General features: G+C 66.0%; 14 protein-coding genes. All 14 read left to right on the top strand.

Going from position 1 to position 12,083, the window contains the following annotated elements; all coding sequences use genetic code 11:
* Window position 1: 1 nt before the first annotated feature.
* The 14 genes from ureC to ACFOOQ_RS04375 all read left to right on the top strand — a co-directional run bounded on the left by ureC (window position 2) and on the right by ACFOOQ_RS04375 (window position 12,038).
* The gene (ureC, locus tag ACFOOQ_RS04440; protein ID WP_379722227.1) at window positions 2–1,774 is read left to right on the top strand and encodes an urease subunit alpha; all 1,773 of its coding nucleotides are present in this window, start codon (window positions 2–4) and stop codon (window positions 1,772–1,774) included.
* Window positions 1,775–1,912: 138 nt separating this feature from the next.
* A complete protein-coding gene (locus ACFOOQ_RS04435) occupies window positions 1,913–2,485 on the top strand; it encodes an urease accessory protein UreE (RefSeq protein WP_379722225.1) in 573 nt (190 codons plus the stop codon).
* On the top strand, window positions 2,421–3,158 hold the full coding sequence (locus tag ACFOOQ_RS04430; RefSeq protein WP_379722223.1) for an urease accessory protein UreF: 738 nt from the start codon (window positions 2,421–2,423) through the stop codon (window positions 3,156–3,158). Before ACFOOQ_RS04435 ends, ACFOOQ_RS04430 begins: the two co-directional genes overlap by 65 nt.
* Window positions 3,155–3,766, top strand: a complete 612-nt coding sequence (gene ureG / locus ACFOOQ_RS04425; RefSeq protein WP_379722221.1) for an urease accessory protein UreG — start codon at window positions 3,155–3,157, stop codon at window positions 3,764–3,766. Before ACFOOQ_RS04430 ends, ureG begins: the two co-directional genes overlap by 4 nt.
* Before the next feature lie 110 nt (window positions 3,767–3,876).
* On the top strand, window positions 3,877–4,290 hold the full coding sequence (locus tag ACFOOQ_RS04420) for a DUF805 domain-containing protein (RefSeq protein WP_379722219.1): 414 nt from the start codon (window positions 3,877–3,879) through the stop codon (window positions 4,288–4,290).
* Window positions 4,291–4,352: 62 nt separating this feature from the next.
* Window positions 4,353–5,009, top strand: coding sequence for a bifunctional 4-hydroxy-2-oxoglutarate aldolase/2-dehydro-3-deoxy-phosphogluconate aldolase (locus ACFOOQ_RS04415; RefSeq protein ID WP_379722217.1), 657 nt, complete (start codon window positions 4,353–4,355; stop codon window positions 5,007–5,009).
* A gap of 2 nt (window positions 5,010–5,011) precedes the next feature.
* Complete coding sequence (locus tag ACFOOQ_RS04410) at window positions 5,012–5,260, top strand: DUF1272 domain-containing protein (protein WP_379722215.1); 249 nt, start codon at window positions 5,012–5,014, stop codon at window positions 5,258–5,260.
* Window positions 5,261–5,274: 14 nt separating this feature from the next.
* The gene (gene glpK, locus ACFOOQ_RS04405; RefSeq protein ID WP_379722213.1) at window positions 5,275–6,762 is read left to right on the top strand and encodes a glycerol kinase GlpK; all 1,488 of its coding nucleotides are present in this window, start codon (window positions 5,275–5,277) and stop codon (window positions 6,760–6,762) included.
* Between the two features lie 147 nt (window positions 6,763–6,909).
* Entirely contained in the window at window positions 6,910–7,104 is a 195-nt protein-coding gene (locus ACFOOQ_RS04400; protein ID WP_379722211.1) for a hypothetical protein, read from the top strand.
* An 8-nt stretch (window positions 7,105–7,112) separates the two neighbouring features.
* Window positions 7,113–7,520 carry a hypothetical protein gene (locus ACFOOQ_RS04395; RefSeq protein WP_379722209.1) on the top strand — a complete coding sequence of 136 codons (408 nt, stop codon included), beginning with the start codon at window positions 7,113–7,115 and terminating at the stop codon, window positions 7,518–7,520.
* A 177-nt stretch (window positions 7,521–7,697) separates the two neighbouring features.
* Window positions 7,698–8,558 (top strand): flagellin, encoded by an 861-nt coding sequence (locus tag ACFOOQ_RS04390; protein ID WP_379722207.1) that lies wholly within the window; start codon window positions 7,698–7,700, stop codon window positions 8,556–8,558.
* A gap of 462 nt (window positions 8,559–9,020) precedes the next feature.
* The gene (locus ACFOOQ_RS04385) at window positions 9,021–9,581 is read left to right on the top strand and encodes a F0F1 ATP synthase subunit delta (RefSeq protein WP_379722205.1); all 561 of its coding nucleotides are present in this window, start codon (window positions 9,021–9,023) and stop codon (window positions 9,579–9,581) included.
* A complete protein-coding gene (gene atpA, locus ACFOOQ_RS04380; protein WP_379722203.1) occupies window positions 9,581–11,110 on the top strand; it encodes a F0F1 ATP synthase subunit alpha in 1,530 nt (509 codons plus the stop codon). Before ACFOOQ_RS04385 ends, atpA begins: the two co-directional genes overlap by 1 nt.
* Window positions 11,111–11,135: 25 nt before the next feature.
* Window positions 11,136–12,038 carry a F0F1 ATP synthase subunit gamma gene (locus ACFOOQ_RS04375; protein ID WP_379722201.1) on the top strand — a complete coding sequence of 301 codons (903 nt, stop codon included), beginning with the start codon at window positions 11,136–11,138 and terminating at the stop codon, window positions 12,036–12,038.
* Window positions 12,039–12,083: the final 45 nt, after the last annotated feature.

Raw genomic sequence — 12,083 nt, 5'->3', positions numbered from 1 at the left:
GATGGTCACCCGCATCCCGCGTTCCGCCTATGCCGGCATGTTCGGCCCCACCGTCGGCGACCGGGTCCGTCTCGCCGATACCGACATCATCATCGAGGTCGAGAAGGATTTCACCGCCCAGCCGCCGTCGGGCCATGACCCGAAGCTGGTCGGCAGCGGTTACAGCGCCAACGCGCCGCTTTACGGCGAGGAAGTGAAATTCGGCGGCGGCAAGGTGATCCGCGACGGCATGGGCCAGAGCCAGATGACCAATGCCGAGGGCGCGGTCGATACCGTGATCACCAACGCACTGATCCTCGACCACTGGGGCATCGTCAAGGCCGACATCGGGCTCAAGAACGGCCGCATCCATGCCATCGGCAAGGCCGGCAACCCGGATGTCCAGCCCGGCGTCGATATCGTCATCGGCCCCGGCACCGAGGCGATTGCTGGCGAGGGCAAGATCATCACCGCCGGCGGCTTCGACGCCCATATCCATTTCATCTGCCCGCAGCAGATCGAGGAGGCGCTGTATTCCGGCGTCACCACCATGATGGGCGGCGGCACCGGCCCGGCCGCCGGCACCTCGGCCACCACCTGCACGCCGGGCCCGTTCCACATCATGCGCATGCTGCAGGCCGCCGAGGCCTTCCCGATGAACATCGGCTTCCTCGGCAAGGGCAATGCGTCGCTGCCGGACGCGCTGATCGAGCAGGTCGCCGCCGGCGTCTGCGGCCTCAAGCTGCACGAGGACTGGGGTACCACGCCGGCCGCCATCGACAATTGCCTGAATGTCGCCGAGCAGCATGACATCCAGGTCGCCATCCATACCGATACGCTGAACGAAAGCGGCTTCGTCGAGGATACGATCGCGGCGTTCAGGCATCGCACCATCCACGCCTTCCATACCGAAGGCGCCGGCGGTGGCCATGCGCCGGACATCATCAAGGTGGCCGGGCTTGCCAATGTGCTGCCCAGCTCGACCAATCCGACCATGCCGTATACCGTGAATACGGTCGACGAGCATCTCGACATGCTGATGGTCTGCCACCATCTCGACCAGCGCATTCCGGAGGATGTGGCGTTTGCCGACAGCCGCATCCGCCGCGAGACGATTGCGGCGGAAGATATTCTGCATGACCTCGGCGCCTTCTCGATGATGTCGTCGGACAGCCAGGCCATGGGCCGCGTCGGCGAGGTGATCATCCGCACCTGGCAGACGGCCGACAAGATGAAGAAGCAGCGCGGCCGCCTGCCCGAGGAAACGGGCGACAACGACAATGTCCGCGCCAAGCGCTATGTCGCGAAATACACCATCAATCCGGCGCTCAGCCACGGCGTGGCCCACGAGATCGGCTCGGTCGAGGCCGGCAAGTTCGCCGACCTGGTGATCTGGTCGCCGGCCTTCTTCGGCGTCAAGCCCGATATGATCCTGAAGGGCGGCAGCATCGCCGCCGCGCCGATGGGCGATCCGAATGCCTCGATCCCGACGCCGCAGCCGGTGCATTACCGGCCGATGTTCGCCAGCTTCGGCCGCAACATGGTGCAGTCGAGCCTGACCTTCGTCAGCCAGGCCGGGCTGGATGCCGGCATCGCCGCCAAGTTCGGGCTGCAGCGTCCCCTGGTCGCGGTGAAGGGCTGCCGCACGGTGACCAAGAAGGACATGGTGCACAACAACTACATGCCGAAGATCGAGGTCGATACCGAGACCTATACCGTGCGCGCCGACGGCCAGCTGCTGACCTGCGAGCCGGCCAAGGAACTCGCCATGGCGCAAAGGTATTTCCTGTTCTGACCAATATGGCCGCCGGATGCGGTGCAAACCACAGTCGTCATGCCCGGACTTGATCCGGGCATCCACGTCCATCGGCGGGACGAATCCCGCCGCGTGGATGGCCGGGACAAGCCCGGGCATGACGGATAGGATAGGAATATGCTGAGAGCAACATCCGTCATTCCGGCCGGCGCCTGGCCGGCCGCCGAGGGCAGGGCGACCGTCACGCTCGCCCATCACGACCGCCACCGCCGGCGCATCCGGCTGACTGCCGATGACGGCGGCGCCTTCCTGCTCGATCTGGCCGAAGCCACCGTGCTGCGCCATGGCGACGGCCTTGCGCTTGAGGGCGGCGGCTATATCGAAGTGAAAGCCGCGCCGGAGCCTTTGGTCGAGGTGCGGGCGCCGACGCCGGAGCTGCTGGCGCGGCTGGCGTGGCATCTCGGCAACCGCCATCTGCCGGCTGAAATCCATGCCGACCGCATCCTGATCCGTGATGACCATGTCATCGTCGCCATGCTGAAGGGGCTGGGGGCCGCCGTGCAGGCGGTCGATGCGCCCTTCGATCCGGAAGGCGGCGCCTACGGCCAGCATAACCACGACCCGTCGCATCCCTATGGCCTCGGCTCGCGCTATGGCCGAGATAGCAAACATGGGGGCGGTGAGCATGACCATAGTCACGACCATGGCGACGGCCATCACCACCATCACGGCCATGACCACGACCATTGATCCGGCCAGCCTCTATCGCCTGATGGCATGGTTCTCGCCGGCCTATCCGATCGGCGCCTTTTCCTACAGCCACGGTATCGAATATGCCGTCGAGGCCGGTTTCGTGAAGACCGCGGCCGACCTCAGCGACTGGATCGGCGAAATCCTGCTCCACGGCGCTGGCCATGTCGATGCCGTGCTGCTGAAGGCCGCCTACGAGTCCGCCGGCGATCCGGCCGCGCTGGACGGGCTTGCCGATCTCGCCGCCGCGTGGCGCGGCACGGCGGAAACCGCGCTCGAAAGCGGCCAGCAGGGCGGCTCCTTTCTGCTGGTCACCCGCGCCGCCTGGGGGCATCCCGATCTGGACAGTTTCGCCGCCCGTCGTGGCGAGGCGACCGTGGCGCTGAGCATTGCCATCGGCCTGGCCGCTGCCGCGCATCGCCTCGACCTCAAGGCCGTGCTGGCGGCCTATCTGCATGCCTTCGGCGCCAACCTCGTTTCGGCGGCCGTGCGGCTGATCCCCTTGGGCCAGACCGATGGCCAGCGCGCGCTCGCCGCCCTGATGCCGGTTACCGAGGCAGCGGTGACGAAGGCGCTGGCGACACCGCTGGAGGGTTGCGGCACGGCGGTGCCGATGGTCGACCTCTGCTCCATGCAACACGAAACCCAGTATACGAGGCTGTTCAGATCATGAGTGCCAATCCCCTCCGCGTTGGTATCGGCGGCCCGGTCGGCTCCGGCAAGACGGCCCTGGTCGAACGGCTGTGCCGGCATTTGCGCGACGACTGGAACATAGCGGTGGTGACCAACGACATCTACACCAAGGAGGATGCCGAGTTCCTCACCCGCGCCGGCGCGCTAGATCCGCTGCGCATCGCCGGGGTCGAGACCGGCGGCTGCCCGCATACGGCGATCCGCGAGGATGCCTCGATCAATCTCGCCGCCGTCGCCGACATGCAGAAGAAATTCCCCGGCCTCGACATCATCTTTGTCGAATCCGGCGGCGACAATCTGGCGGCAACCTTCTCGCCGGAACTCGCCGATATCACCATCTACGTCATCGACGTCTCGGCCGGCGACAAGATTCCGCGCAAGGGCGGCCCCGGCATCACGCGCTCCGACCTGCTGGTGATCAACAAGATCGACCTCGCGCCGCTGGTCGGCGCCTCGCTCGAGGTGATGGACCGTGACTCTAAAAAGATGCGCGGCCAGCGGCCCTTTATCTTCGCCAACCTCAAGGCCCAACAGGGCGTCGCCGAAATCGCCGACTTCATCCTGAAGGCGGGTGGATTGAAAGAATAGGGCGTTCATACGCCAGTATGTGTGGTGCCGCAGAACACTGCGGACGCTTTGCGGACAGTCTGCTAAAAATGGCGGATCGAATCGATCCGTCGTCAGGCAGGGCCATCCACATGCTCCGGACTCTTGTCGCCTCCTTCGATCCGCGCCGGCGCCGCAGCCGCAAATACTATCTTGCTTTCTACATGGCCCTGATCGCGCTCGGCATGGCCCTGATGGTCATTTACTTCCTGGTCGATCTGGTGCTGGGCCAGGTGCTGAATCTCCATATCGCGGCTGCCGATATCGAGGAGAGCTCCTGGTTCGAGGCACTGAACTGGGGTGTTTCCATCGTCGTGGCAGTCCTCGGTCTCGCGGTGATCGCACAGCGCTGTCACGATATCGGCTGGCCCGGCTGGCTGGCATTGGTTGCCCTGATCCCCTATCTCGGCATCGTCTTCTGGCTGGTGCTGTTTTTCATCCCCGGCACCCGCGGCCCGAACCGTTACGGTCCTGTGCCGCAGGACGGTCCGCCCGATCCTGCCTGAGCGGTAGCCAGCCGGCGCCGGCCGCTGCTATCCTGTGGCAAAAGCAAGCCTTGGGAGGGCCCATGCCGGACAAGATCGCCGAGACTGCCGCTGCCACCGATCGCCTGTTTGCCGGGGCGCCGGTGATTCCCGTGCTGGTGATCGAGGATGCCGAGCAGGCCGTGCCGCTGGCGAAGGCGCTGGTCGCCGGCGGCCTGCCGGTTCTCGAAATCACGTTGCGTTCGGCCGCCGCGCTGGAAGCCATCCGCCGCATCGCGCAGGGGGTGCCCGAAGCCGTCGTCGGTGCCGGCACCGTGCTCAACCCGGCGCAGTTCGCCGCCGCCCAGCTCGCCGGCGCGCGGTTTGTCATCGCGCCGGGCTCGACCGATTCGCTCTATGCCGCCGCCAAGGATACCGGCCTGACCTTCGTGCCGGCGGTAGCGACCGCCAGCGAGATCATGCGCGCCCTCGATCATGGCTTCAGCCGCCTGAAGTTCTTCCCGGCAGAATCGTCCGGCGGCATGGCGGCACTGAAAAGTTTCGGCGGGCCGTTCCCGGCGGTGAAATTCTGCCCGACCGGCGGTATCTCGGAAGCCAACCTCGCCGCCTATTCGGCGCTGCCCAACGTGTTCGCCGCCGGCGGCTCATGGCTGGCGCCGAAGGACAGGGTGGCGGCCGGCGACTGGGCCGGGATTACCGCCATCGCCAAGAAGGCCGTCGCTACCGCGAAGGGGTCCTGACCATGCTGGAGCTGCGCCCGAACTGCGAATGCTGTGACCGCGACCTGCCGCCCGACAGCAGCGCGGCGATGATCTGCACCTTCGAATGCACCTTCTGCCGCGACTGCGCCACCGGTGTGCTGGCGGGCAGTTGCCCCAACTGCGGCGGCAACCTGGTGCAGCGGCCCATCCGGCCGGCCCGCATGCTGGAGAAATACCCGGCCAGCAGCAAATGCGTGCTGAAGCCGGACGGCTGCAAGCGGGTCGCCTGACGCGGGAGGCCGCCATGCCGAAATACATCCTCGCCATTGATCAGGGCACCACCTCGAGCCGCGCCATCGTCTTCGACGAGACCGGTGCGGCGCTGGCCATCGCCCAGAAGGAACTGGCCCAGCATTACCCGGCCGATGGCTGGGTCGAGCATGACGCCGAGGAGATCTGGCGCGACGTGCAGAGCGTGATGCGTGAGGCGGTGGCCAAGGCGGGCCTGCGTGGCGGCGACATCGCCGCCATCGGCATCACCAACCAGCGCGAGACCACCGTGGTGTGGGAGCGCAGTACCGGCCGGCCGGTGCACCGCGCCATCGTCTGGCAGGATCGCCGCACGGCGGAGACCTGCCGGCGCAAGATCGCCGATGGCGTCGGCAGCCTGGTGCAGCAGAAAACCGGCCTGCTGATCGACAGCTATTTCTCGGCCACCAAGATCGCCTGGCTGCTCGACAATGTGCCCGGCGCCCGGACGCGGGCCGAGCAGGGCGAGCTGTGCTTTGGCACCATCGACAGCTTCCTGCTGTCCCGCCTGACCGGTGGTGCCGTGCATGCGACCGATGCCACCAATGCCTCGCGCACCATGCTGTTCGACATCCACCGGCAGGACTGGGACGACACGCTGCTGAAGATTTTCGACGTGCCGCGCGCCATGTTGCCGGCGGTGCAGGACAGCAGCGGCGCATTCGGCGCCACCCTGCCGGAAATCCTCGGCACGGCAATCCCGGTGGCCGGTATTGCCGGCGACCAGCAGGCCGCCATCTTCGGCCAGGCCTGTTTCCGGCCCGGCATGGTGAAATCGACCTATGGCACCGGCTGTTTCGCGCTGGTCAATATCGGCGAGCGACCGGTGCAGTCGCAGCATCGCCTGCTGACCACCGTGGCCTACCGTCTGAACGGCAAGCCGACCTATGCGCTGGAGGGCTCGATCTTCGTCGCCGGTGCCGCGGTGAAATGGCTGCGCGACGGACTTGGCATCGTCGGCTCTGCCGCCGAAACGGCGACGCTCGCCGCTTCGCTGTCGCAGAACCACGGCGTCTATCTGGTGCCGGCCTTCGTCGGTCTCGGCGCGCCCTACTGGGACCCGGATGCGCGTGGCGCCATCCTCGGCCTCACGCTGGATGCCGGCCGCGCCCATATCGCCCGCGCCGCACTGGAATCGGTCGCCTACCAGACCCGCGACCTTGCCGCCGCCATGAAGGCCGATGGTGCGGCGCCGCCGACGGCGCTGCGGGTCGATGGCGGCATGGTGGCGAATGACTGGTTCTGCCAGTTCCTGGCCGACATGCTTGGCGTGGCGGTCGAGCGGCCGAAGGTGATCGAGACCACGGCACTGGGTGCCGCCTGCCTCGCCGGACTGGCGGTGGGGGTCTACGGCGGCCTCGACGCGATTGCCTATGCCTGGAGCTGCGAGCGCCGCTTCGAGCCCAGGATGACCGGCCACCAGCGCGACGCGCTCTATGCCGGCTGGCAGCAGGCGGTGCAACGGGTGTTGTCGGCCCGCTGACGGCCGGGCGCAGAACGAAGCGCCGCCGGATTTCCGCGCGTTGGTAAACAGTCGTTAACCATTTCAACTGTAGGGTGGTCGCGCTCCAGAAGGAGCAGCGCCGCAGCAGGCGGCAAATCAGGCTCCACAGAACGGGGGGTACGGACTGTGTCTGAATTCATCAATATCTATGCCGGTGCGCTGGTGGCTTTGTCCTCGCTGCGCGGCCAGGCCGGCGTTTCCCGCAAAATCCCGCACCAGACGGAAACCGGCAGCCGCTCCATCGGCACCGCCGGCGATTCCGCGCCTGCGACCGCCAGAGCTGCCCGCCGGCCCGAGGCCGCGCCGATCCTGCAGCCCTGAGGCGGGCCATGGCGATGACGACCCCCGCCGCGGCGCTTGCCGCGGTGCGGCGGCCGTGGCCGAAATGGCTGCGGTCGCTCATCCTCTGCGCCCTCGGCTATCTGGCGGCGGAATATGCCCTGCAGCAGCTGACCTTCTCGCATGACGAGGCCCGGACCCGCGCGGTAGCGGTGATGCGGCAGGCCTGCGACAGCGACTGCGCGGCCCGCGGCCTGCGTCCGGACGACCTGCAGGGGCCCTATGAAGCACCGGTGAATTTCCTGCCCGGCTCACGCCATTTCGAATTCCTGTGGCGGGCGCGCCGCGACGGCAGCGGCCTGGTGGTCATGGTCAATGACAACCGGCTGTTCATCGACACCGACCATTGGTGGGAGCAGCAGGACTGGTGGTCGCGGGCTGATGCGCCGCGCCCGTGACCCCACCGTCCATGGGTGGCCTGCCGGCATCACGGAAGGCATGGTTAACCAATTGCTAAAATCCGGTTGATGCAACCGGGGGTCATGATATTCTCCCTCCGCCGACGGAAGAATTCGTCGGTGGGTGGCGCACCCCGCTGCCTGCATGTCGGTTTCTGACCCAGAACGGGACGGGACATGAATTCGCTGATCACCAACAGCAGCGCCATTGCTGCGCTCTCGGCCCTGCGCAGCCGCTCGGCCTTCGTCGACGGCCTGGCCAAGCAGGTTTCGTCCGGATTCCGCGTCAACGACGCCGGCGACGATGCCGCGATCTTCCAGGCCGCCCAGGGTGTGCGCGCCAATGTGAAAGCCTATGCCTCGGTGCAATCCTCGCTGTCGGCCGGCATCGGCCTTGGCCAGGTGACGCTGGCGGCGGCGCACAAGATTTCCGGCCTCGTCGGCGACATCAAGGGCAAGATCGCCAACCTCGCTGATGGCTCGCTTTCGTCGGCACAGCAGGATGTCTATCGCGGCGATGTCGGCGCGCTGATCGGCCAGATCAACACCTTCATCAGCCAGGCCACGTATCACGGCAGCAATATCCTGGCCGGCGATGCCCGGGCGACGCCGCTCAGCTTCGTCAGCGATGTGTCCGGCAGCTTGCTGTCCTTCTCGACGGCGCACCAGCTCGACTGGGATTCAGACGAGTTTCTCGGCCCCAACGTGTTGTTCCCTGATCCGAGCAATGTCACCGACAATGTGAATGCCGTGCCGCCCAATATCGCCGGCGCGCTGCAGGGCCTGGCCTCGTTCGAGGGGCGGGTTACAGAGATTTCGGCCACGGTGGCGGCGCAAACCCGCTCCCTCGAGCAGCAGAAGGGCTTCATCGACAATCTGGTCGATGCGCTGAAAGGCGGCCTGGGCTCTCTGATCGATGCGGATGTCGCCGCCGGCAGCGCCGAACTTGAATCCGGCCGTGTCGCCCAGCAGCTCGTCATCCAGTCGCTGTCGGTCGCCAACCATCAGTCCGACGCGCTGCTGCAGCTGCTGCGCTGATGGTATTTGTCTCCGGGCAGCTGATGGCGGGGCATCGCACGCGGCCGGAAAATACGGCGAATCTGCCCGGAATATATGCCTTTCTTTCCGCTGATTCTGCCTCGGTTCCGGGCGGTCGGTCGATCCGGCGGCCCATCCGGACGCTGCCTGCACCATCTGCTGCTGAGTCGCTACGGGCCGTCGCCGCCGCGGCGACAGCCGGGACAAAAGCAGACTCCGGGCTGGCGCATGCAGGGTGCAACAAATGCGGCATAACTGCCCGGTCCGCCTCTCTGTTGCGCCGCCCATACCCTTATGCTAACTAAGCGCGGCTTTCGCACCGGGGGGCTGCGGACACGTGGTCACCTGCGTGAGAATTCCCCAGGCGGATCAAGAGTTTGGCTGGCAGACCGAGAGGGAACGGGACCGGGGGTCCAACGCCCGGTCGGAATCGGCGGCCTCCATAAAGAAGAAGGGTCGTTCGTGGCTCAGGAAACCTCGCTCGTCTCCGGCATTGCCGGCCGCTACGCGACTGCGCTGTTCGATATGGCGCGGGATGCCGGCCAGCTCGATGCCGTCGCTCAGGATCTCGACAATATCTCTGCCATGCTGGCGGAATCGGCTGATCTGGTCCGCCTTGTCCGCTCGCCGGCTTTCAGCCGCGAGGACCAGGCCAAGGCCATCGCCGCTGTCGCCGCAAAGGCTGGCCTGTCCGAGCTGGTGCGCCGCTTCCTCGGCGTCACCGCCGCCAACCGCCGCCTGTTCGCCATCGCCGATGTCATCGCCGCCTTCCGCGCCCTGCGCCGGCATCATCGCGGCGAGGCGATTGCCGAAGTGGTTTCTGCCGTGCCGCTGGACGATGCCCAGCTGGCGCAGCTCAAGTCTTCGTTGTCGTCGGAAGCCGCCGGCAACGTGGTGATCAGCGCCAAGGTCGATCCCGATCTGATCGGTGGCCTTGTCGTCAAGCTCGGGTCGCGCATGATCGATGCCTCGGTCCGCAACAAGCTCAACAATCTTAAGACCGCCATGAAAGGGGTTGCGTGATGGACATCCGCGCCGCAGAGATTTCTGAAATCCTGAAGACGCAGATCAAGAATTTCGGCGCCGAAGCCGAAGTTTCCGAAGTCGGCCAGGTGCTGAGCATCGGCGACGGTATCGCGCGCGTCTACGGCCTCGACAAGGTGCAGGCCGGCGAAATGGTCGAGTTCCCGGGCGGCGTGAAGGGCATGGCCCTCAACCTCGAGACCGACAACGTCGGCGTCGTGATCTTCGGCGACGACCGCGGCATCAAGGAAGGCGACACCGTCAAGCGTACGGGCGCCATCGTCGACGTGCCGGTCGGCAAGGGCTTGCTCGGCCGTGTGGTCGACGCGCTCGGCAATCCGATTGACGGCAAGGGCCCGCTGAAGGATGTCACCCGCGCCCGCATGGAAGTGAAGGCGCCGGGCATCATCCCGCGCAAGTCGGTGCACGAGCCGATGCAGACCGGCCTGAAGGCGCTCGACGCCCTGGTGCCGGTCGGCCGTGGCCAGCGCGAGCTGATCATCGGTGATCGCCAGACCGGCAAGACCGCGGTGGCCATCGACGCGATCCTGAACCAGAAGGCGACCAACACCGGCGCCGACGACAAGAAGAAGCTGTTCTGCATCTACGTCGCGATCGGCCAGAAGCGTTCGACCGTCGCCCAGGTGGTGAAGACCCTCGAGGAAGCCGGCGCGATGGAATATTCCATCGTCGTTGCCGCCACCGCCTCGGAGCCGGCGCCGCTGCAGTACCTGGCGCCCTATACCGGCTGCGCCATGGGCGAGTTCTTCCGCGACAACGGCATGCATGCCGTGATCGTCTATGACGATCTGTCCAAGCAGGCCGTCGCCTACCGCCAGATGTCCCTGCTGCTGCGCCGCCCGCCGGGTCGCGAAGCCTATCCGGGCGACGTCTTCTACATCCATTCGCGCCTGCTCGAGCGCGCCGCCAAGATGTCGGACAAGAACGGCGCCGGCTCGCTGACCGCCCTGCCGGTCATCGAGACCCAGGCCGGCGACGTCTCGGCCTACATCCCGACCAACGTGATCTCGATCACCGACGGCCAGATCTTCCTCGAGACCGACCTGTTCTACCGCGGCATCCGCCCGGCGATTAACGTCGGCCTGTCGGTCAGCCGCGTCGGCTCGGCCGCGCAGATCAAGGCGATGAAGCAGGTGGCCGGCTCGATCAAGCTGGAACTGGCGCAGTATCGCGAAATGGCGGCCTTCGCCCAGTTCGGTTCCGACCTCGACGCCTCGACCCAGCGCCTGCTGAATCGCGGCGCCCGTCTGACCGAGCTGCTCAAGCAGGCCCAGTACCAGCCGCTGCCGGTCGAAGAGCAGGTTGTCTCGATCTATTCCGGCGTGAAGGGGTATCTCGACAAGGTGGCGGTCAATGCCATCACCCGTTTTGAGCAGACCTTCCTCGGCCTGATGCGCAGCAAGCACGGCGACGTGCTGAAGGGCATTCGCGAGGCGCAGGCCCTGACGCCGGACATCGAAGAAAAGCTGAAGGCGATCCTCGAAGATTTCGCCAAGACCTTCGCCTGAGGCGGCCGGATAAAGGACGAGCGTCATGCCCAGCCTTAAAAGCCTCCGAATCCGGATCAACTCGGTCAAGTCGACCCAGAAGATCACGAAGGCGATGAAGATGGTGGCGGCCAGCAAGCTGCGCCGCGCCCAGGAGGCCGCCGAAGCCGCGCGCCCCTATGCCGAGCGCATGGCAGGCATCCTCGCCTCGCTGGCGGCCGGCCAGAACGGTGCGGAAAACGCCCCGCGTCTGCTGGTCGGCACCGGCAAGGACCAAGTGCATCTGCTGGTGGTTGCCACCGCCGAGCGCGGCCTGTGCGGCGCCTTCAACTCGTCGATCGTCAAGCTCGCCCGCCGCAAGATCGAGGAGCTGACCGCCGCCGGCAAGACGGTGAAGATCCTCTGCGTCGGCAAGAAGGGCCGCGACCAGCTGCGTCGCGACCATGCGTCGAAGATCGTCGATACCGTTGACATGTCGGCGGTCAAGCGGCTCGGCTTCACCAATGCCCAGGATATCGCCGACCGCGTGCTGGCGATGTTCGAGGCCGGCGAATTCGACGTCGCCCATGTCTTCTTCAACAACTTCAAGTCGGTGATCAGCCAGATTCCGACCGTGCAGCAGCTGATCCCGGCAATGACGCATGGTGTTTCGTCCACCCCGAATGAGACGGCGGCGACGCCGGATCTGGGTGGTGCGGTCTATGAATACGAGCCGGACGAGGAGACCATCCTCGAACAGCTGCTGCCGCGGAACCTGTCGGTGCAGGTCTACCGCGCGCTGCTGGAGAATGCGGCTTCCGAGCAGGGTGCCCGCATGTCCGCGATGGACAATGCGACGCGCAATGCCGGCGAGATGATCAAGAAACTGACCACCATCTACAACCGGTCGCGTCAGGCCCAGATCACCAAGGAACTTATCGAAATCATCTCCGGCGCCGAGGCCGTTTAAGGCCACGCGCAGGACGATACGGAACAGAAAGAGCGGAGCAGCATC

Source organism: Ferrovibrio xuzhouensis (assembly GCF_042648965.1).
Taxonomy (GTDB): domain Bacteria; phylum Pseudomonadota; class Alphaproteobacteria; order Ferrovibrionales; family Ferrovibrionaceae; genus Ferrovibrio; species Ferrovibrio xuzhouensis.
This window is presented reverse-complemented; position numbering and strand designations above follow the sequence as displayed.